The sequence below is a fragment of the Pigmentiphaga humi genome, assembly GCF_900606115.1.
Taxonomy (GTDB): Bacteria; Pseudomonadota; Gammaproteobacteria; order Burkholderiales; family Burkholderiaceae_B; genus Pigmentiphaga; species Pigmentiphaga humi.
Map to the genome: position 1 here is coordinate 300,587 of NZ_UWPJ01000005.1, position 20,260 is coordinate 320,846.

General features: G+C 65.2%; 17 protein-coding genes. 3 read left to right on the forward strand and 14 right to left on the reverse strand.

The window, feature by feature from the left end:
* Window positions 1–125 precede the first annotated feature (125 nt).
* From PIGHUM_RS01735 to PIGHUM_RS01790, 12 genes are all read right to left on the reverse strand, one after another.
* Window positions 126–1,604 carry an efflux transporter outer membrane subunit gene (locus PIGHUM_RS01735; protein ID WP_124077516.1) on the reverse strand — a complete coding sequence of 493 codons (1,479 nt, stop codon included), beginning with the start codon at window positions 1,602–1,604 and terminating at the stop codon, window positions 126–128.
* Window positions 1,601–2,818 (reverse strand): efflux RND transporter periplasmic adaptor subunit, encoded by a 1,218-nt coding sequence (locus tag PIGHUM_RS01740; protein WP_124077517.1) that lies wholly within the window; start codon window positions 2,816–2,818, stop codon window positions 1,601–1,603. Before PIGHUM_RS01740 ends, PIGHUM_RS01735 begins: the two co-directional genes overlap by 4 nt.
* 3 nt (window positions 2,819–2,821) lie before the next feature.
* Window positions 2,822–6,022, reverse strand: a complete 3,201-nt coding sequence (locus PIGHUM_RS01745; RefSeq protein WP_124077518.1) for an efflux RND transporter permease subunit — start codon at window positions 6,020–6,022, stop codon at window positions 2,822–2,824.
* Between the two features lie 342 nt (window positions 6,023–6,364).
* Complete coding sequence (locus PIGHUM_RS01750; protein ID WP_124077519.1) at window positions 6,365–6,787, reverse strand: F0F1 ATP synthase subunit epsilon; 423 nt, start codon at window positions 6,785–6,787, stop codon at window positions 6,365–6,367.
* 211 nt (window positions 6,788–6,998) lie between these two features.
* On the reverse strand, window positions 6,999–8,417 hold the full coding sequence (gene atpD / locus PIGHUM_RS01755; protein ID WP_124077520.1) for a F0F1 ATP synthase subunit beta: 1,419 nt from the start codon (window positions 8,415–8,417) through the stop codon (window positions 6,999–7,001).
* A gap of 42 nt (window positions 8,418–8,459) precedes the next feature.
* The gene (gene atpG, locus PIGHUM_RS01760; protein ID WP_124077521.1) at window positions 8,460–9,338 is read right to left on the reverse strand and encodes a F0F1 ATP synthase subunit gamma; all 879 of its coding nucleotides are present in this window, start codon (window positions 9,336–9,338) and stop codon (window positions 8,460–8,462) included.
* A gap of 156 nt (window positions 9,339–9,494) precedes the next feature.
* Window positions 9,495–11,033 carry a F0F1 ATP synthase subunit alpha gene (gene atpA / locus PIGHUM_RS01765; protein WP_124077522.1) on the reverse strand — a complete coding sequence of 513 codons (1,539 nt, stop codon included), beginning with the start codon at window positions 11,031–11,033 and terminating at the stop codon, window positions 9,495–9,497.
* A gap of 53 nt (window positions 11,034–11,086) precedes the next feature.
* The gene (locus tag PIGHUM_RS01770) at window positions 11,087–11,626 is read right to left on the reverse strand and encodes a F0F1 ATP synthase subunit delta (protein ID WP_124077523.1); all 540 of its coding nucleotides are present in this window, start codon (window positions 11,624–11,626) and stop codon (window positions 11,087–11,089) included.
* An 88-nt stretch (window positions 11,627–11,714) separates the two neighbouring features.
* Window positions 11,715–12,185 (reverse strand): F0F1 ATP synthase subunit B, encoded by a 471-nt coding sequence (locus tag PIGHUM_RS01775; RefSeq protein WP_124077524.1) that lies wholly within the window; start codon window positions 12,183–12,185, stop codon window positions 11,715–11,717.
* Between the two features lie 77 nt (window positions 12,186–12,262).
* The gene (atpE, locus tag PIGHUM_RS01780) at window positions 12,263–12,505 is read right to left on the reverse strand and encodes a F0F1 ATP synthase subunit C (protein ID WP_087782618.1); all 243 of its coding nucleotides are present in this window, start codon (window positions 12,503–12,505) and stop codon (window positions 12,263–12,265) included.
* 243 nt (window positions 12,506–12,748) lie between these two features.
* Complete coding sequence (atpB, locus tag PIGHUM_RS01785) at window positions 12,749–13,615, reverse strand: F0F1 ATP synthase subunit A (protein WP_124077525.1); 867 nt, start codon at window positions 13,613–13,615, stop codon at window positions 12,749–12,751.
* Window positions 13,616–13,693: 78 nt separating this feature from the next.
* Window positions 13,694–14,413, reverse strand: coding sequence for an ATP synthase subunit I (locus tag PIGHUM_RS01790; RefSeq protein ID WP_124077526.1), 720 nt, complete (start codon window positions 14,411–14,413; stop codon window positions 13,694–13,696).
* Here PIGHUM_RS01790 and PIGHUM_RS01795 point away from each other — a divergent pair.
* The 3 genes from PIGHUM_RS01795 to PIGHUM_RS01805 all read left to right on the forward strand — a co-directional run bounded on the left by PIGHUM_RS01795 (window position 14,385) and on the right by PIGHUM_RS01805 (window position 17,490).
* Window positions 14,385–15,266, forward strand: coding sequence for a LysR family transcriptional regulator (locus tag PIGHUM_RS01795; protein ID WP_160142101.1), 882 nt, complete (start codon window positions 14,385–14,387; stop codon window positions 15,264–15,266). The genes PIGHUM_RS01790 and PIGHUM_RS01795 overlap by 29 nt on opposite strands.
* Before the next feature lie 241 nt (window positions 15,267–15,507).
* On the forward strand, window positions 15,508–16,476 hold the full coding sequence (locus PIGHUM_RS01800) for a Bug family tripartite tricarboxylate transporter substrate binding protein (protein ID WP_124077528.1): 969 nt from the start codon (window positions 15,508–15,510) through the stop codon (window positions 16,474–16,476).
* 21 nt (window positions 16,477–16,497) lie between these two features.
* On the forward strand, window positions 16,498–17,490 hold the full coding sequence (locus PIGHUM_RS01805; RefSeq protein ID WP_124077529.1) for an ABC transporter substrate-binding protein: 993 nt from the start codon (window positions 16,498–16,500) through the stop codon (window positions 17,488–17,490).
* Window positions 17,491–17,570: 80 nt separating this feature from the next.
* Here the strand turns inward: PIGHUM_RS01805 and PIGHUM_RS01810 are convergent, their stop codons facing one another.
* On the reverse strand, window positions 17,571–18,980 hold the full coding sequence (locus PIGHUM_RS01810; RefSeq protein WP_160142102.1) for a phospholipase effector Tle1 domain-containing protein: 1,410 nt from the start codon (window positions 18,978–18,980) through the stop codon (window positions 17,571–17,573).
* A 131-nt stretch (window positions 18,981–19,111) separates the two neighbouring features.
* Window positions 19,112–20,161 (reverse strand): NADP(H)-dependent aldo-keto reductase, encoded by a 1,050-nt coding sequence (locus PIGHUM_RS01815; protein WP_124077531.1) that lies wholly within the window; start codon window positions 20,159–20,161, stop codon window positions 19,112–19,114.
* Between the last annotated feature and the right edge of the window lie 99 nt (window positions 20,162–20,260).

The window sequence follows — 20,260 nt, forward strand, 5'->3', positions numbered from 1 at the left end:
ATGCCCCGGCCCGGCGCCCATTCGCCATTCACGCTAGCAAGCCACGTGCCGGCGCGTCGCGCTGCCCCTGGGACAGGCCCGTGCCGGCGCGCGGGGATCGGCTTATTGCAACTTGCGCCGCGCCGCTATTGCCCCGGAGACGCCGCCTCCCGGCTCGCCGTGGCCGCCACGGCAGACTGTGACGCTCCTGGGCCCGCCCAGTCGCCGCCCAGCGCCTTGACCAGGTATACCGAGGTCAGCAGGCGCTGCCCCAGCAGCTGGGCGCGCTGGCGCTGCGCCGCGAGCAGCGACTGCTGGGCGGTAATCACGTCCAGGTAGGTCGTGGCGCCGCCTTCGTAGCGCGCGGTGGCCATGTCCAGCACCCGCTGCGCCGAATCCACGGCGCGCTGCGATTGCGCCGAAGCGCGCTCCAGCGCGGCCAGGCCGGAGATGCCGTCCTCGACCTCCTGCATGGCGCTCAGCACCTTGCCCCGGTACGCCGCGACCGCGGCCTGGTAGCCGGCCTCGGCAAAATCCAGGTTGGCCTGGATGCGGCCGCCGTCGAACAGCACCTGGGTGGCGGAAACGCCGAACGACCACAGCAGGCTGGTCGCGCTGAACAGCCTGTCCAGGTCGCGGCTTTCGACCCCGACCATGGTGGGCGACAGGGTAATGCTGGGATAGAAGGCTGCGCGCGCCACGCCCATCTGCGCATTGGCGGCGGCCATGGCGCGTTCGGCCGCGGCAATGTCCGGACGGCGTTCCAGCACGTCCGAAGGCACGCCCAGCGGGATCGCCGGCGGCGTCATGTCCTGGACCTCGGCGGGCAGCGAGAACTCCGGCGCCGGCGTGCCCGTCAGCGTGGCGATCGCATGTTCGTACTGGCTGCGCTGCTTGGCCAGCACGTCCACCTGGGTCAGGGTGGCATCGAGCACGCCTTGCTGCTGCGCGACCTCCAGCCCCGAAGCCGCGCCCAGCTCGTGGCGCGCCGAGATCAGGCCGAGCGCGCGGCGCTGCAGCGCGATGGACCGGCCCAGCACGTCCAGTTCGATGTCGAGCTCGCGCAGGTTGACGTAGTCGGCCGCGAGCTCGGCGGTCAGCAGCAGCCGGGTATTGGCGAAATCGGCGGCGGACTGCTGCGCCGAAGCCTGCGCGCCGGATACGGCGCTGCGGACGCGTCCCGCCAGGTCGGCTTCGTAGCTGACGGTAAAGCCCACGGTCGTATCGTTCTGCACCGTCGAATAAACCGACTGCGCGTAGTTGGTCAGCGGCCGGTTGGCCGAGTTCTTGGCGCGGCCGCTGCGCCCGCCTATGCCGATCTGCGGGAACAGGCCGGCCGATGCCGCGTCGGCCGTCGCGCGCGCCTGTTCGAGCCGGTGCGCGGCGGCCTCCAGCGTGGGGCTGCGCGCGACGGCGAGCTGCTCCAGCCGGTCCAGGACCGGGTCGCGGAAACGCTCCCACCAGGGGCCTTTGTCGTGCGTGTCGCTGGGCGCGCTCTCGCGCCAGGGCGGCTCGAGCTTCCAGGCCACCGGCATCGCCACGTCGGGCCGCCGGTAGTCGGGCGCGGCGCAGGCGGACAAAGCCAGCATGCCCGCGAGGACGACGCCCCGGCCAATCCGCCTCATTGGCGCTCCTTGGGCTGGGCCAGCACGACCTTGTCGCCGTCGGCCAGCGAATCGGCCGGATTGAGCACTACACGGTCGCTGGCCGTCAAGCCGTCCAGGATCTCTTGCCTCTGGCCGAAATTGCGGCCCAGCGCGACGGGCGCCAGGCGCACCACGCCCTGGTCGTCCACCACGCCCACGCGCGGCCCTTCGGCGCGCAGCAGCAGCGTGTTGGAAGGCACGGTCAGCGCCTGGCTGGGCGCCATCTTCAGCGCCACGCGCACATAGGCGCCCGGCAGCAGCGTGCCTTCTTTATTGGGCAGCGACACCTCGATCTGCATGGTGCGCGTCGTGGCGTCGATTGCCGACGCAGTGCGCGCGATCGCGCCCTTGAACACCCGCCCGGGCAGTTCGGACTGAGTCACCTCCACCGGCGCGCCCACCTTGACCAATTGGGCATAGGCCTGCGGCACGTTGACGTAGATGCGCAGCGGATCGGTCTGCGACAGCATGAACAGCGTCTTGCCGACCCCGCCGCCGGCGTCGATCAGGTCGCCCACGTCGACGTTGCGGCGCGTGATCACGCCGGAGAACGGCGCAACCACCCGCTTGAAATCCTCGAGCTGGCGCAGCCGCTGTTCGTTGGCCTGGGCCGCCGCCAGGTTGGCCCGCGACTGTTCCGCCGCGCTGCGCCGCTCTTCCAGGTCCTGCTGCGAGACCACGTCCTTCTGGCGCAGGCCCTCCCAGCGCCTGAGCGTGCTCTGGGCGAAATCGAAGCTGGCCTGCGCCTGCTGGCGCGCGGCGGCGGCCTGGGAGAGCTGCTGGTCGATCTCCGGGGTCTCGATCTCGGCCAGCACCTCGCCTTTATTGACGCGGCTGCCGATGTCCTTGGTCCAGCGTTTGAGATAGCCGCTGGCGCGCGCCGAGATCGGCGACTGCACGAAACCCTGCAAGGTGCCGGGCAGCATCAGCGTCTGGTCGCCCTGACCGGCGCTGGGCGACACGACCTGGACGTACTGGTGGGCCAGTTCGGCGGCGTTCTGCTCGAGCTCGATGGCGTTGGCGCGGCGGCTCAACACGGTTCGCCCGCCGCCTATCAGCAGCAGCACGACGACCACGCCGGCCAGCAGGCGGGCCCGGCGCGCCACCTGTTTGCGGCGGAGCAGCTCGTGCTCCTCGCCGGGCGGCGTTTCCAGGGGGTGGATGCCCAGCATCGCGTGGCGTTGCTCGGTCATGGTTCAGCTCTCCTGCAGCGTATCGGGACGCTGCGTGCGCGCAGCGGGCCGCCGCTGCGCGCGGCGGACCATCCATTCATGGACGCCGGCATAGACCACCGGCACGAAAAACAGCGTGGATACCGTGGCGAAGACCAGCCCGCCGATCACCGCGCGGCCCAACGGCGCATTCTGCTCGGCGCCCTCGCCCAGGCCCAGCGCCATGGGGATCATGCCTATGATCATGGCCAGCGCGGTCATCAGCACCGGCCGGATGCGGGTGGCGCCGGCCTCCAGCGCCGCCGACAGCGGCGGCATGCCGTCTTCGGCGCGCTGGCGCGCGAACGCCACCAGCAGGATGCTGTTGGCCGTCGCCACGCCCATGGTCATGATGGCGCCGGTCAATGCCGGCACGCTCAAGGTCGTGCCCGTGATGAACAGCATCCACGCGATGCCGGCCAGCGCCGCGGGCAGCGCGGCAATGACGATGAGCGCATCCACCCACGACTGGAAATTGACCACGATGAGGAAATAGACCAGCACGATGGCCATGGCCAGCCCCACGCCCAGGCCGACGAACGACGACTGCATGGTCTGCACCTGGCCGCGGATGACCAGCGTGCTGCCTCGCGGCAGCCGCGGCCGCATGGCCTCGACGCGCTGCTCGATCTGGCTGGCGACCGAGGCCAGGTCGGTGCCCTGCACGCTGGCGAACACGTCGAGCGCAGGCTGGATGTTGTAGCGCGACGCCACCGCCGGCAGGCGCGTCTGGCTCGCTTCGACCAGATTGCCCAGCAGCTGCGGCCCGCTGGCCGACGCGGCATTGCCCGCCGCGGCCACCGGCAGGTTCATCAGCGCATCGAGCGTATCGATGCGGTATTGCGGCGCCTGGATCGCCAGCCGGTACGACACGCCGTTGCGCGGATTGAGCCAGAAGGCCGGCGAGGTCTGCGAACTGCCCGACAACGTGATCAGCACGTTCTGCGCGACATTGGCGGCGCTCAGCCCGACCTGCTGCATGCGCGAACGGTCCATCGCCAGCGACAGCGTGGGCTCGTCCAGGCGCTGGTGCAGGTGCACGTCCACCGCGCCCGGGATCTCGCGTATCGATTTGGACAGCTCGGCCGCCAGCCTGGCGTTCTCGGCGATGTTGGGCCCGGTGAACTGCACGTCGATCGCGGCCGGCAGGCCGAAGTTCAGGATCTGCGTGACGATGTCGGCGGGCTGGAAGAAGAACTCCACGCCGGGAAACCGCCTGGGCAGTTCCTTGCGCAGCGTGGTCACGAAACCCTCGGTCGGCGCGTGGCCGGGCTTGAGCGCGATCTGCAGTTCGCCGTCCAGCGTGCCGATGGTGCCGGAATTGCTGAGCGACAGGTTGATGCCGCTATTGGGCATGCCCAGGTTGTCGAGGATGGTGCCGAGCTGGTCCGGCGGGATCAGGCCGCGGATGGCCTTCTCGACGTCGTCGGCCAGGCGCGCGGTTTCTTCGATGCGGGTCCCCGTGGGCGCGCGCATGTGCAGGCGGATCAGGCCGGCATCGACGCTGGGAAAGAAATCCCGGCCGAGCACGCCGTAGAGCCCACAGGACACCACGCAGAACCCGAAAAACACCAGCATGAAGGCGCGCCGCTGCGCCAGGAACGACGACAGCGCCAGCGTGTAGCTGCGCCGCAGCCGCTCGAAGCGCTGGTCGAAGCCGCGGTAGACGCGCTGCAGCAGGCTGGGCGGCGCGCCGGCGTCGGCGCCATGGTTGCGCATCAGCAGCATGGCCATGGTGGGCACGAAGCTGCGCGACAGCAGGTACGAGGCGATCATCGCGAACACCACCGCCTCGGCCAGGGGCACGAACAGGAAGCGCGCCACGCCCGACAGGAAGAACATGGGCACGAACACGATACAGATACAGAGCGTGGAGACGAAGGCCGCGCCGCCGATCTCGTTGGCGCCGTCCAGGATCGCCGCCTTCAGGTCCTTGCCCAGGTGCAGGTGCCGCTCGATGTTCTCGATGGTCACGATGGCCTGGTCGACCAGGATGCCGACCGACAGCGCCAGCCCGCCCAGCGTCATCAGGTTGAGCGTCTCGCCCAGCCCGCGCAGCGCCAGGATGGCGGCCAGGATGGAGAGCGGAATCGTCATGCCGATGATGAGCGTGCTGCGCCAGTTTCCCAGGAACAGCAGCACCATGGCCGCCGTCAGCGCCGCGGCGATCAGCGCCTCGGTCACCACGCCCTCGACCGCCGCCTTGACGAAGACCGACTGGTCGAACATGGGCGTAACCTTGACGCTGGGCGGCATCAGTTCCGACGCATGCGGCAGCAGCTTGTAGATGTCCGAGACGATGTCCAGCGTCGAGGCCGAACCGTTCTTGAGCACCGACAGCAGCACCCCGCGCGCGCCGTCCTGGCGCACCACGTTGGTCTGCGGCGAATAGCCGTCGCGCACGTGGGCCACGTCGCGCAGGTAGATGGTGCCTGCCGGCGTCGTGCGCACCGGCAGGTCGTTCAGCTCCGCAATGGTTTCGGGCGAGGCGTTGAGCTTGACCCCGTACTCGGCGGCGTCGAGCTTGATGGTGCCCGACGGCAGGATCAGGTTCTGCGCATTCACGGCGGTCACCACGTCGGCGGGCGACAGCCCGCGCGCCTGCAGCGCCTGCATGTCCAGGTCCACCGACACCAGCCGCGAGCGGCCGCCGTAGGGCCCGGGAATGGCCACGCCCGGCACCGTCACCAGCTGCGGCCGCAAGGTATTGAGCGCGAGATCGAACAGCGACTGTTCGGGCAGTTCCGAACTGGACAGCCCGAGCTGGATCACCGGCACGCTGGAGGCCGAATAGTTGATCACCAGCGGCGGCGTGATGCCCGGCGGCAGCTGCCTGACCATGGACTGCTCGGAGGCGACGATCTGCGCGATCGCCATCTGCAGGTTGACCGTCGGCTGGAAGAACACCTTGATCACCGTAACGCCGTCCATGGACTGCGACTCGATGTGCTCGATGTCGTTGACCGTGGTGGTCAGGCTGCGCTCGTTGGCGGCGGCGATGCGCTGGCCCATCTCCTCGGCCGACAGGCCGGTATAGGTCCAGATCACGCTGACCACGGGGATGTTGATGTTGGGGAAGATATCCACCGCCATCGACATCAGGGCGAACGGCGCCGAGATGAGGATCAGCAGCGCCATCACGATGAACGTATACGGGCGCTTGAGGGCCAGTAGAACGAAGGACACGGTTCTGCTTCCGCCAGGAAAGGAGCGTGGTCGGCTCGGTGGGGACGGCGCGCCCCTGGCCGGACTGGCGGGAACAATGGCGCAACACGATCAAAAATGCCCGCATGGGCTTCGTGAAGTTAGCGCCAACCAGCTTAAGCAAAGCTGAATAATGGCCCGGAGCGGAAAAACCCCTATTCCGCGCTTGCAGCCTGGCCATCCCGAAGGAAAGCCGCCTCCGGACGGCAGCCCAGACAATGTGCCTGGTCCGGCGAACGTGCGGCGCGGGCAAAAAAATGGAGCGAGCTCTCGCTCACCCCATTCCTGTCCCATGGCCCGGAATTCCCGGGCCGGGCCGTTCGATCAGCTGCGGCCGCCCCGCAGTTTGCGGATAGCCGCCAGCTGCGCCGCCAGCATCGCCAGCTCGGCCTCGACAACGGCGACTTCCGCCTTGTCCTTGGCGTTGCGCAGCGCCTCCTCGGCAGCCTTGCGGGCCTGTTCGGCCTTGGCCTCGTCCAGGTCGCGGCTGCGGATGGCCGTATCGGCCAGCACCGTCACCGTGCCCGGCTGGACCTCGAGCAGACCGCCGGCAACGAAGATGTGCTCTTCCTCGCCATTGTCCGCGCGGGAAATCTTGACGGTGCCGGGACGGATGCGCGAGATCAGCGGCGTATGCCCAGGCAGAATGCCCAGCTCCCCCGCCTCACCCGGCAGCGCCACGAACTTCGCCTCGCCAGCGAAGATCGACGCTTCCGCACTCACAACGTCTACATGAATAGTTGCCATACTCAATTCTCCTGTGCTGCGCACCAGCGCAGCGCCAGCACCTCAACCCAAAACCAGCCGCTCCAGACCCAGGGCACCGCGGATCCGGCTTTGCCGGTCCGCCAGTGCCGCCCCTTGAGGGGAGTGGCCGCAGGCCACCAGGGGTGGACTTCCCTGCCGGTCCGCCGGTGCCGCCCCCTGGGGGGCGCGCGTCAGCGCGTAGGGGGGGGGTTTACAGTTTTTTGGCTTTCTCGAACGCCTCGTCGATCGTGCCGACCATGTAGAAGGCCTGCTCGGGCAGCGCGTCGCACTCGCCTTCGACGATCATCTTGAAGCCGCGGATGGTTTCCTTCAGCGGCACGTACTTGCCGGGCGAGCCCGTGAACACTTCGGCCACGTGGAAGGGCTGCGACAGGAAGCGCTGGATCTTGCGGGCACGGCCCACGGCCTGCTTGTCTTCCGGCGACAGCTCGTCCATGCCCAGGATCGCGATGATGTCGCGCAGTTCCTTGTAGCGCTGCAGCGTCTGCTGCACGCCACGGGCCACGGCGTAATGCTCTTCGCCGACGACTTGCGGGTCGAGCTGGCGGCTGGTGGAGTCGAGCGGATCGACGGCGGGGTAGATGCCCAGCGCGGCGATGTCGCGCGACAGCACGACGGTGGAGTCCAAGTGCTGGAAGGTCGTGGCGGGCGACGGGTCGGTCAAGTCATCCGCGGGCACGTACACGGCCTGGATCGACGTGATCGAGCCGGTCTTGGTCGAGGTGATGCGCTCTTGCAGCTTGCCCATTTCCTCGGCCAGCGTCGGCTGGTAGCCCACGGCGGAAGGCATGCGGCCCAGCAGCGCGGACACTTCGGTGCCGGCCAGCGTGTAGCGGTAGATGTTGTCGACGAAGAACAGGATGTCGCGGCCTTCGTCGCGGAACTTCTCGGCCATGGTCAGGCCCGACAGCGCCACGCGCAGGCGGTTGCCCGGAGGCTCGTTCATCTGGCCGAACACCATCGCCACCTTGGACTCTTCGATCTTGTCCAGGTTGATGACGCCCGCTTCCGCCATTTCGTGGTAGAAGTCGTTGCCCTCGCGGGTGCGCTCGCCCACGCCGGCGAACACCGACAAACCGCTGTGCTGCTTGGCGATGTTGTTGATCAGCTCGAGCATGTTCACGGTCTTGCCCACGCCGGCGCCGCCGAACAAGCCCACCTTGCCGCCCTTGGCGAACGGGCAGACCAGGTCGATAACCTTGATGCCGGTTTCGAGCAGTTCCACGGAGGGCGACAGCTCGTCGAACTTGGGCGCGTCCTGGTGGATGGCGCGGCGCTCTTCCGAGTTGATCGGGCCGGCTTCGTCGATGGGACGGCCCAGCACGTCCATGATGCGGCCCAGCGTGCCGGTGCCGACGGGCACCGAGATCGGCGCGCCGCTGGCGGCCACGGCCATGCCGCGGCGCAGGCCGTCGGACGAGCCCATGGCGATGGTGCGGACGACGCCGTCACCCAGCTGCTGCTGCACTTCGAAGGTCAGACCCTTCTCGGCGAAAGGCGAGCTTTCGTCGGCCAACTGAAGGGCCTCGTAGATCTTGGGCATGCCGTCGCGGGGGAACTGGATGTCCACCACGGCACCGATGCACTGAACGATGGTTCCGTTGCTCATATCGATTCCTCGATTCCTGATTCTTTAAGGCGTCGCGCCGGCTTACACCGCCGCCGCACCGCCCACGATTTCCGAAATTTCCTTGGTGATGGCCGCCTGGCGGGTCTTGTTGTAGACCAGTTGCAGGTCGCCGATCACCTTCTTGGCGTTGTCCGATGCAGCCTTCATGGCCACCATCCGGGCAGACTGCTCGGACGCCATGTTTTCGGCAACGGCTTGGTAAACCAGCGCTTCGACGTAGCGCAGCAGGAGTTCATCGACGACCGACTTGGCATCCGGTTCGTAGATGTAGTCCCACGAGTACGCCTGCTTCTCTTCCTCGGTCTGCGCGAAGCGATCCGCCGACAGCGGCAGCAGCTGCTCGACGACGGGCTCCTGCTTCATCGTATTGATGAAGCGGTTGTACGCCAGGTACACCACGTCGACCTTGCCTTCGGCATAGGCGTCGAGCTGCACCTTGATCGCGCCGATCAGGCGCTCGAGGTTGGGCGCATCGCCCAGATGCACGACCTGGGAGACGACGTCGGCATCCAGACGGGTCAGAAAGCCCAGACCCTTGTTGCCGATGGCGGTGGCCTGCACCTTGACGCCCTGCGAATCGGCTTCCTTCAGGCGGTTGAGCACCACACGCAGAATGTTGGTGTTCAGCGCGCCGCACAGGCCCTTGTCGGTCGTGACCACGATCATGCCGGCGGCCTTGACGTTCTCGCGCTTGGCCAGATAGGCGTGCTCGTAGTCGGGATTGGCTTGCGCCATGTGCGCAGCGATATTGCGCACCTTGTCGGCATACGGACGGGCCGCGCGCATCCGGTCCTGCGCCTTGCGCATCTTGGACGCGGCGACCATTTCCATCGCCTTGGTGATCTTGCGCGTGTTTTGCACGCTCTTGATCTTGGTTCGGATTTCCTTGATTCCGGCCATCTCTTTTCCCTTGTCTGTTTCCCTTGCTCAGACCGCTTCGCTATCCAGGGCACAGCGGATCTGGCTTTGCCAGTCCGCCAGTGCCGCCCCTCGAGGGGGCCTGCGAAGCGGGTAGGGGGTGGTTTCCTTCGCGCGTCAGCGCGTAGGGGGGCCTTATCAGACAGCGTTCTTCTTGAAATCCTTGACGGCTTCGTGCAGCGCGGCCTCGTCGTCCTTGGACAACTCCTTGGTGTCCTCGATACGGCCCACCAGGGCTTCGTACTTGGACTTCAGGTATTCCTTCAAACCCTTCTCAAAGGCCAGGATGTCCTTGACTTCGACGTCGTCGAGGTAGCCGTTGTTGGCGGCGAACAGCGAGACGGCCAGTTCCCACACCTGCAGCGGCTGGTACTGGGGCTGCTTGAGCAGTTCCACCACGCGGCGGCCGCGCTCGAGCTGGCGGCGGGTCGATTCGTCGAGGTCGGAGGCGAACTGCGCGAACGCGGCCAGTTCACGATACTGGGCCAGGTCGGTACGGATACCGCCGGACAGCTTCTTGATGACCTTGGTCTGGGCGGCGCCGCCCACGCGCGACACCGAGATACCGGCGTTGATGGCGGGACGGATACCGGCGTTGAACAGGTCCGATTCCAGGAAGATCTGGCCGTCGGTGATCGAGATCACGTTGGTCGGAACGAAGGCGGACACGTCGCCGGCCTGCGTTTCGATGATGGGCAGCGCGGTCAGCGAACCGGTCTTGCCCTTGATCTCGCCGTTGGTGAACTTCTCGACGTACTCTTCATTGACGCGCGCGGCGCGCTCCAGCAGGCGCGAGTGCAGGTAGAACACGTCGCCGGGATAGGCTTCGCGGCCGGGCGGGCGGCGCAGCAGCAGCGACACCTGGCGATAGGCCCAGGCCTGCTTGGTCAGATCGTCGTAAATGATCAGGGCGTCTTCGCCGCGGTCGCGGAAGTATTCGCCCATCGTGCAGCCCGAGTAGGCGGCGATGTACTGCATCGCGGCCGAGTCGGAAGCCGAGGCGGCCACGACGATGGTGTACTCCAGCGCGCCGTGCTCTTCGAGCTTGCGGACCACGTTGTTGATGGTCGAGGCCTTCTGGCCGATCGCCACGTACACGCAGGTCAGGCCCTTGCCCTTCTGGCTGATGATGGTATCGACGGCGACGGCGGTCTTGCCGGTCTGGCGGTCGCCGATGATCAGCTCGCGCTGGCCGCGGCCGACCGGCACCATGGCGTCGATGGCCTTCAGGCCGGTCTGCACCGGCTGCGACACCGATTTACGCGCGATCACGCCCGGGGCGACTTTCTCGATCACGTCGGTGGCCTTGGCGTTGATCGGACCCTTGCCGTCGATGGGCTGGCCCAGCGCGTTGACCACGCGGCCCTTCAGCTCGGGGCCGACGGGCACTTCCAGGATGCGGCCGGTCGACTTGACCGTATCGCCTTCGGAAATGTGGATGTATTCGCCCAGAATGACGGCGCCCACGGAGTCGCGCTCGAGGTTGAGCGCCATGCCGTAGGTGTTGTTGGGGAACTCGAGCATTTCGCCCTGCATCACGTCCGACAGGCCGTGGATGCGGGTAATGCCGTCGGTCACGGACACGACCGTGCCTTGAGTGCGGATGTCAGCAGAGCTGCTCAGGCCCTCGATGCGGCTCTTGAGCAATTCGCTGATCTCAGACGGATTGAGTTGCATGGTTGACTCCTGGAATCCTTTGACTGGGTGCCGAGTGGGGCGCAGCGACCGAACTATGCGACGAGCGCGTCGCGCATGCGATCAAGCTGCGCACGCACGGAGGTATCGAGCACCTGATCCCCGACGGACACACGCACGCCGCCGATCAGCGAAGCGTCGACCCGGACGATGGGCTTGATTTTCACGCCGAATTTCTTTTCCAGCCCGGCGACCAGGTCGGCAACCTGGGCATCGGTCAACGGGAACGCGCTGGCGATCTCCGCATCGGCCGAACCTTCGTGGCGATTCTTGAGCCACAGGAACTGCGATGCGATCTCGGGCAACAACAGCAGGCGCTGGTTATCGACCAGCAGCTTGATGAAGTTCCGCGCGGCCGGCGACAGCTCGGACTTCAGCGTGGCCGTGAACAACTCGACTCGCTGCGCGTTGTCGAGCTTGGGATCGGCGATGGCGCTGCGCACGTCGGGGTGCGCGGCAGCCTGGGCCATTTCGGCGACAAGCTCGGCCCAGGCGGCAAGGCCTGCGCTATCTGCACGGGCGACGCCGAACAGCGCTTCAGCGTATGGCCGGGCGATGGTGGACAGTTCAGCCATGGTGGCTCTCGATGCCTGATACGGTTGGCGAGGTGATTCGCGAACGCGCGAGCGGCACGCATTCACCGTGCCACCCCCGCGGGTTTATTTACAACTGGGCCTTGAGCTGGCCGAGCAGGTCGGCATGCACCTGGGCATTGACTTCGCGCTTGAGGATTTCCTCGGCGCCTTTCACGGCCAACTGGGCAACCGCATCGCGCAGACCTTCGCGGGCGCGCTGCGCTTCCTGCTGCGCTTCCTGGCGGGCCTGCTCGAGAATGCGGGCGCGTTCGGCCTCGGCGTCCTTGCGAGCCTGTTCGATCAGGGTGACGGCCTGCTTTTCGGCCTGGGCCAGGCGAGCCTGGTTGTCGGCCTTGGCAGAGGCTTCGATCTGGCCGATGCGGGCCTCGGCCTGCACCAGTTCGGCCTTGCCCTTCTCGGCCGAGGCGAGGCCCTCGGCGATCTTCAGACGACGCTCTTCGATGGACTTCATCAGAGGCGGCCACACGAACTTCATCGTGAACCACGCCAGAATGAAGAACACGAGCATCTGGAAGATGAGTGTCGCGTTCAGATTCACGGTGTTTCCTTATTCGGAAAAGAACATCATCCGTGACGGGCCGGGCCGCGTCACGGAGCGGTCATGTCGAATAGGTCTTAGCCGACGAACGGGTTCGCGAAAGCGAACAGCATGGCGATACCCACGCCGATCAGGAAGGCCGCGTCGATCAGGCCGGCCAGCAGGAACAGCTTGGTTTGCAGGGGGTTCATCAGTTCCGGCTGGCGAGCCGAAGCTTCGATGTACTTGCCACCGACGATCGCGATTCCCAGGCAAGCGCCGATGGCACCCAAACCGATGATCAGACCGCAAGCGAGAGCGACGAGAGCGACGTTGGTCATGACAACTCCTTGATATGAATCGAAAAACGACTAGTTATGTTGAAAGTGAAACTACAGATACTGCCAACTTGCTACAAGATCGCGGCCAAACCAACCGCGTCCCGATATTCCCAAAATCTCACTGGCAAGAAACCTCTCTCCGCCAGCCGCCATCCCACCCAGGGTGCCGCGGATCCGGCTCCGCCGGTCCGCCAACACCGCCCCTTGAGGGGTCGCGCGAAGCGCGTAGGGGGTGGGCTTCCCTCAGTGCCCTTCGTGGGCCTGGCCGATGTAGACCAGCGTCAGCATCATGAAGATGAAGGCCTGCAGCACGACGATCAGGATGTGGAAGATGGCCCAGATCGACCCGGCGATGACATGGCCGACGCCCAGGGCCAGGCTGGAGGCATTCAGGCCCGCCCACGCGCCGCCCAGCATGGCGATCAGCATGAAGATCAGTTCGCCGGCGAACATATTGCCGAACAACCGCATGCCCAGCGAGACCATCTTGGCCGCGTACTCGATGAGGTTCAGCAGGAAGTTGAAGGGAGCCAGGACGACGGCGCCGATGCCGTGCGCGTGGAAAGGCGCAGTGAACAGCTCCTTGACGAAGCCGCCGGGCGACTTGATCTTGATGCCGTAGTAGAACATCAGCAGCAGCACGCCCATCGACATGCCGATCGGCGCGTTCAGGTCGGCCGTCGGCACGATGCGGTGATAGTGGATGACGTCGTCCAGCCCGATCAGGCTGAACAGGTAGTGCGGCAGGTCGACCGGCAGCAGGTCGAGCGCGTTCATGAAGACGATCCACATGAACACGGTGAGCGCGAGCGGCGCGACGAACAGGCGCGACTTGGCGTTGCTGACGATGCCCTTGGCTTCCTCGTCGACCCACTCGACCAGGATCTCGACGAAGGCCTGCATCTTGCCCGGCACGCCGGCGGTGGCGCGGCGGGCGCCCAGCCACATCAGGAACACGACCAGCAGGCCCATGGAGATGGACCAGAAAAGCGTGTCGTAGTTGACGACCGAGAAATCGGCGATAAGAGACTGCTTGTGTCCGGTATTGTTCAGGTGTCCCAGGTGATGGACGATGTACTCGGACGCGGTCGGCGCTGTGGTGGAAGCCATATCGGGGGTTTCTATCCTACGACCTGATTTTGAAATTCTCGCGATGCCGGCCGGGGTGCTCCGCACGCGCCGTCATCTTCAATCCATTTTCTTGCCGAAAGCCAGTACCAGCCACTGGCTTTTGAGCGCACACACCAAACCCGCCAGAAAGGCGGGCCAGACGAGCCATTCGCGACCGAACTTCGCCGCTGCGACGATGAACACGACAGCGACGGCGATCTTGAGAAACTCGCCGAGAAAAAACGTTGCGGGGTTTGCTCCCCCCGGCTTCTGCACACTCAGGATCAATCTGAATGCGAACAAGGCGTTGGGAATGACGTAGGCCGCAGAGCCCACCAGCGCAGACACGGCCGCGGCGCTCCCCGACACCGCGTAGGCCAGCAGGCCCACGACTACGCTGACAACGATCTGAACGATTATCGCATGCAGCAAGTCCCGCACGGCCCGCTGGCGCAATATCGCTCGTTCCGCTTCGGTAAGCCGAAGCGGTTCTACCTGTTCGTCGGAACGCGAGCGCTCGGCATCCCGGGCTTCCCAGCCCCACGGATCCGCCTCTTGCGTAGAGCGGCCTTGCGCACCATGGTCATCTAAACGATCCGGCACTGTTTCAAGACCCGCTTTCCGGCAAACCATACGAGTATAGCGGGTTTTCCCGTGGACTAGCAAACCTTGATCGCGCGTGTTGCATGCGTGCCGAGGCGGGGCCGGATGCATCCTGCCGGCGCAGGCCGATAAAATCGGAGCCGTCCCGCCCCCGCCAGGAACCGCCGTGGAACTGCGCCAGATCCAATATTTCATCTGCCTTTTCGAGGAAGGCACCGTTACGGGCGCCGCGCGCCGGGTCAACGTCGTGCAGCCGGCCTTGAGCGCGCAGATCGCCAAGCTGGAAGAAGAGCTCGGCCAGAAGCTGTTCGTGCGCAATCCGCGCGGCATGGAGCCGACCGAGGCCGGGCGGCGCATGTACCAGCTCTACCTGCCCATCCTGCGCGACCTGACCCACGCGCGCGAGCAGATGACGCTGCGGCGCGACGAAGTGGGAGGCGAGGTGGCGGTCGGGATGATTTCTTCGCTGGCCGAAAGCGTGCTGAGCGAGGCGCTGACCGAATTCGCGCGGCGCTACCCCAAGGTCAACGTCACGGTCACCAACGGACCGCTGCTGGACTGGGTGGCAGCCGGCAAGATCGATGCCGCCATCGTCGACAAGCCGCGCCGGCCGTTCTCGTTGAGCGTCGAGCCGATTCTCGACGACGAACTGGTGCTGGTCGGCCCCGACGATCCGGCCGTGCCGGACACCTTGCCGCTGGCGGCGGCGGCCGCGCTGCCGCTGGTCTTCACGCCGCGCGAGCACAATATGCGCGAGATCCTGGAAGACTACGCGCGCCAGGAGAACGTGGTCTTCAAGCCGGCGTTCGAGATCTATTCCATGACCGCGCTGCTGAACCTGGCGCAGGACGCCGGGCTCTACGCCATCCTGCCCCGCACCGTGGTGCGGCGCCATGCCGGACGGCCGTCGCTGCGCGTGCGCAGCATCGGCGCTCCGGCCATGTTCCGCCAGATCATAGGCGTCACCCACCCGCGCCGTCCGCTCACCACCGCGGCGGCGCTGCTGCTGGAGGTGCTCAAGCGGCACATCCGCGGGCTGTCCGGCTGAGCGGCGCCGGGAGCCAGCGGCCGGCGGCGATCGCAACATAGCGATGAGTGATATCAGCGATCATTATTTATCATGATTCGCGATCGGTTTCGGCCTTCTCTCTGCACTTAGAATTGCCTGAGCCTGGCACGCGGCGCCGCGGCGCGCCGCCGTGCGCCCGCCGGACCCGCGCGGATGCCGCGGGAGCGACTCGAGATACCGGGCGTCGCCAGGCATTGCGGAACCCTAGAAGGAGACTTTCATGAAAGCGCCCCTGCGCCTGCTCGCCGCCGCCCTGTCGGTGGCCGCCGCCACCTCCGTCGCCCATGCCGACGACTATCCCTCCAAGCCTGTGCGCGTCATCGTGCCCGTGACCGCCGGCGGCGGCGTGGACACCGCCGCGCGGCTGATCGCCACCCACCTGCGCAACGAACTCGGCCAGACCTTCGTGGTGGAGAACAAGCCGGGCGCCGGCGGGAACATCGGCCTGGACCTGCTGGCCAAGGCGCCCGCCGACGGCTACACGCTGGCGGTCATCCCCAACACCATGACCATCAACCATACGTTGATGAGCAAGCTGCCGTTCGACACGCTCAAGAGCTTCGCGCCCGTGGCGCTGCTGGGCACCACGCCCGCAGTGCTGGGCGCACGCGGCAACCTGGCGCCCAAGTCGCTCAAGGAACTGGTGGACTACGCCAAGCAGAACCCGGGCAAGCTGTCGTACGCCGGCTGCGATACCGGCTCGGCGCTGCACCTGGCCGGCGAGATGTTCAAGCAGCAGGCCAGCGTGGACGTCACCCACGTGCCCTACAAAGGCTGCTCGGATTCCGTGCCCAACGTGCTGGGCGGCCAGGTGGACCTGATCTTCATCACGTTCACCAACATCGCCGGCTACGTGAAGGACGGCCGCATGCGCGTCTACGCCGTCGCGGCCGACCAGCGCACGCCCTACGCGCCCGACCTGCCCACGGGCGCCGAGCAAGGCTACCCCGGCTTCAACATCGACATCTGGTACGGCATGCTCGCGCCCGCGGGCACGCCTGCGGACATCGTCAACAAGCTCAACAAGGCGGTCAACGTGGTGCTCAAGAAGCCCGACGTGCAAGCCTCGTTCGCCACCAGCTACGTCACGCCCGTGGGCGGAACGCCGGAACAGTTCGGCGCCAAGATCCGCTCCGACGTCGAACGCTACGGCGCCGTCATCAAGAAAGCCAACATCCGCGTCGAATAAGCGCAACCAGGAGAACGCCTCATGTCCAAACTGAAACTTTCGCTGGGCTGCTGGGACTACGACCGCACCCGCGCGCTCATGGACGGCACCGTCGCCGTCGACGGCATCGACCTGAACTACCTGAATATGCCAGTGGAAGAAACCTTCTTCCGCATGCTGCGCCACCGCGAATTCGACATCGCCGAGATGTCGCTGTCGTCCTACACCGTGTCGCTGTTCAAACCGGAGCGGCCGTTCATCGCCATTCCGGTGTTCCCGTCGCGCTTCTTCCGCCATTCGTGCATCTACGTCAATGCCGATGCCGGCATCCGCGAACCCAAGGACTTGATCGGCAAGCGCATCGGCACGCCCGAGTACCAGATGACCGCTCCGGTGTGGATCCGCGGCATCCTGGACGAACACTACGGCGTGCCGGTGGACAGCGTGACCTACGTCACGGGCGGCGAAGAAGAGCCCGGCCGCCCCGAGAAGCTCAAGATCGACCTGCCCCCCAACATCAAGGTCGAACAGATCGGCCCCACGCAAACGCTCTCGCAGATGCTGCTGGACGGCGAGATCGACGCGCTGCACACCGCGCGCATGCCCTCGACCTTCCTGACCGGCAAGGGCAAGGTGCAGCGCCTGTTCCCCGACTTCGAGGCGGTCGAGCGCGCCTACTACCGCGACACCGGCATCTTCCCGATCATGCACACGCTGGTCATCCGCCGCGAGATCTACGAAGCCAACCGCTGGGTCGCGCAATCGCTGTACAAGGCCTTCGCCCAGGCCCAGCAGGTCGCCTACCAGAACCTGCGCGAAACCGCCGCGCTCAAGATCATGCACCCCTGGCTGCTGTCCAACATGGAAGCCGTCGTGCAGGAAATGGGCGAGGACTTCTGGGCCTACGGCTTCGAGAACAACCGCAAGACCCTGGAGACCTTCCTGCGCTACCACTACGAAGGCGGACTCTCCAAGAAGCTGCTCCAGCCCGAAGATCTGTTCGCCCCCGAGACCTTCGAAGCATTCAAGATCTGAACCGCAGCTTCCTCGGATAAACGGGCCTGTTCAGCAAATAGGCCCGTTTGCTTGCTCATCGAGACTGCCCCGGTCAACCCTCATCCTTCTATCCTGAAGTTGAACGCGGGCGTCTCTCCCAGATTCACCGGACGGTAGATACCGTCCGGTTCCCTGTGAACGTTCCGGCAGGGCAACTCTCCTGCTTCGTAGCGATCGATCGCGCTACGGTGTACGAAATCCTTTTCATTCGGTTGGCGGCGATAGATTCCCGCCGCCGAATAGATCGCACTAAAAGACCCATCGAACAACTCGTCGTGAAGCTTGCCCCTCGAATCCCCGGCAGGAAGATTGTCCATGGCGAAAAGTCGATCATCGGCAAACTGCTTTAGCATCCAATGCAAAGCGACACCCTCCAGGCCAATGGCCGAGCCACATGGCATTGGCGCGGGCTGCCTTCGCGCAAGAATGGGGTAGTAACCTCCCCCTACGTCCGCATGGGCTCCAGCAAACCATACTTCTTTCAATGTTTGGTTCCGCGCACGGGGAATGCCGAATCTGACCAGACGAAAGTCATTGCGCTGCTCGTCGATAGCCATGGCGTGGTAGCCTCGCCGAGCATAGAGTTCCAATCTGTGATCGTCGGGATCGTCATTGCGCCAAAAGCCGAACGCGGGAACCGTATCGAATACGCCGATAGCTTCCACAATGACCCGATTCACTTCCATGCCCTGTGCCTGCTCGTAGAGCTTCAACTTTTGCGCCAATCTCCCTGAGAAATTGGCTTCGCCTTTGTCCAGTTCGGTGTATTGGCGAAACAAACCCGTCGTCTGCTCGAACAGCCGCCCATATTCCCGTTTCAACAGCTCCGCATCAACCGGGCCTCGCGCCTCATTGAAGACAGGCAATCCGGCGTATTCGACCAAACCATTGAGGGTTCGCGCCGTGAACGCTCCACGGCTGAAACCGAAGAGATAGATTTTGTCTCCAGGTCTGTAGGCAGCGATGAGAAAGCGATAGGCCTGCCGGACATTCTCTTCCAGGCCGTTTCCGAAAACGGAGCCGGTAAATCTCTGAAAATTTGTGCCTACGCCTCGGTCATAGTACGGAACGACCGGATCACCCTGCAGCGCTCGCGCATATGCCAGGGTATATAACCGCCACACGTTGGTCTGATCCTTTTTCGTATTTCCGGTCCCATCCAGAAATACCGCCAAGGCTCTCGGCCGGGACTGCCAGAACCGGCAGTTCAGCCTGATCCATCGAGCTTGGACATTCTTCGCACTATCGTCCATGTCTGACGGATCGATCGAACTGCCCGCCAGCTTGCATGCGTCGGAGGTCGTAGACAGCAGTTGTCGATCCAGCAGCGAATACCCCGTTTTGCCCGAATCTGTTTCCGCTACGGGGCCAATGAATTCGGATCCGGCTGGCTGGTACCAATCCAGCGTCTGCAAATGGCTGGCGCAACCCGCCAGAACAACCGTGATCAGAACCAGCAGGATGCGCATTTTCTTCCCCGTTTCTCCGCACGAGATTTCCGCAGCGCAGACATCCCGGTGCCCGCATGCTGTGTAACGAAAAAGAAATAGCATACAAACGGGGAAACGCAATCCCTAGGGATACCGCCCCGGCAGGATCCTCATGGGCAAGGGTTCGGATGGGCGACATGGATCGCCTCGATGCCCGCCAATACTTCGGGCGCGAGCGTCAGCTGCGCGCTGGCGATGTTTTCGTCGAGCTGGGCGATGGTGGTCGCGCCGATCAGGTTGCTGGTCACGAAGGGCCGGCTGTTCACCCAGGCCAGCGCCATCTGCGCCGGCGACAGGCCGTGCTCGCGCGCCAGCTGGACGTATTGGCGCACCGCCGATTCGGCCTGCGGGCCGTCGTAGCGGGTGAAGCGCGTGAACTTGGTCAGGCGCGCCCCTTCGGGCCGGGCGCCGTCCAGATATTTGCCGGACAGTACGCCCATGCCCAAGGGCGAATAGGCAAGCAGGCCGATCTGCTCGAAGCGGGTGAACTCCGACAAGCCGATCTCGTATATCCGGTTGACCAGGCTGTACGGGTTCTGGATGGACGCGATGCGCGGCAGGCCTCGCGTTTCCGACAGCTTGAGGAACTGCGCCACGCCCCAGGGCGTTTCGTTCGACACGCCGATGTGCCGCACCTTGCCGGCCTGCACGAACTCCTGCAGTACCGATAGCGTCTCTTCGATGGGCACGGTGTATTCATCGTCCGGCCACGGGTAGGCCAGCCTGCCGAAGGTGGTGGTGGTGCGGTCCGGCCAATGCAGCTGGTAGAGGTCGACGTGGTCGGTCTGCAGGCGCTTGAGGCTGTCGTCGAGCGCTTGGGTCAGGTTCTTGCGGTCGAGGAAAGGTTTGCCGTCGCGGAAATGGCTGGGGCGCTTGGGGTCGCGCACCGGGCCGATGATCTTGCTGGTCAGCACGATGTCGTTGCGCCGCTTGGTCCTGGCCAGCCAGGTGCCGATATAGGTCTCGGTCAGGCCCTGGGTCTCGGCCTTCGGCGGCACGGGGTACATCTCGGCCGTGTCCACCAGGTTCACGCCGCGCGACAGGGCGTAATCGATCTGCTCGTGCGCCTCGGCCTCGCTGTTCTGCTCGCCCCAGGTCATGGTCCCCAGGCCGATCACGCTGACCTTCAGATCGGTGCGTCCAAGTTTGCGGTACTCCACGGCGATACTCCTGTTTTGAAGATGGCTGCCGGCATGGCACGGTCTTGTACAAGAGTACTGCAAACCTCTCCTGGACGCGGCTGCCGGGACAGCCTCAGG

What these genes read in the sequence shown, in the direction of transcription:
- PIGHUM_RS01735 (WP_124077516.1), bottom strand. Translation starts at nt 1,604, where the DNA reads ATGAGGCGGATTGGCCGGGGCGTCGTCCTCGCGGGCATGCTGGCTTTG.
- PIGHUM_RS01740 (WP_124077517.1), bottom strand. Translation starts at nt 2,818, where the DNA reads ATGACCGAGCAACGCCACGCGATGCTGGGCATCCACCCCCTGGAAACG.
- PIGHUM_RS01750 (WP_124077519.1), bottom strand. Translation starts at nt 6,787, where the DNA reads ATGGCAACTATTCATGTAGACGTTGTGAGTGCGGAAGCGTCGATCTTC.
- atpD (WP_124077520.1), bottom strand. Translation starts at nt 8,417, where the DNA reads ATGAGCAACGGAACCATCGTTCAGTGCATCGGTGCCGTGGTGGACATC.
- atpG (WP_124077521.1), bottom strand. Translation starts at nt 9,338, where the DNA reads ATGGCCGGAATCAAGGAAATCCGAACCAAGATCAAGAGCGTGCAAAAC.
- atpA (WP_124077522.1), bottom strand. Translation starts at nt 11,033, where the DNA reads ATGCAACTCAATCCGTCTGAGATCAGCGAATTGCTCAAGAGCCGCATC.
- PIGHUM_RS01770 (WP_124077523.1), bottom strand. Translation starts at nt 11,626, where the DNA reads ATGGCTGAACTGTCCACCATCGCCCGGCCATACGCTGAAGCGCTGTTC.
- atpE (WP_087782618.1), bottom strand. Translation starts at nt 12,505, where the DNA reads ATGACCAACGTCGCTCTCGTCGCTCTCGCTTGCGGTCTGATCATCGGT.
- atpB (WP_124077525.1), bottom strand. Translation starts at nt 13,615, where the DNA reads ATGGCTTCCACCACAGCGCCGACCGCGTCCGAGTACATCGTCCATCAC.
- PIGHUM_RS01790 (WP_124077526.1), bottom strand. Translation starts at nt 14,413, where the DNA reads ATGAAATATTGGATCTGGCGCAGTTCCACGGCGGTTCCTGGCGGGGGC.
- PIGHUM_RS01800 (WP_124077528.1), top strand. Translation starts at nt 15,508, where the DNA reads ATGAAAGCGCCCCTGCGCCTGCTCGCCGCCGCCCTGTCGGTGGCCGCC.
- PIGHUM_RS01805 (WP_124077529.1), top strand. Translation starts at nt 16,498, where the DNA reads ATGTCCAAACTGAAACTTTCGCTGGGCTGCTGGGACTACGACCGCACC.
- PIGHUM_RS01810 (WP_160142102.1), bottom strand. Translation starts at nt 18,980, where the DNA reads ATGCGCATCCTGCTGGTTCTGATCACGGTTGTTCTGGCGGGTTGCGCC.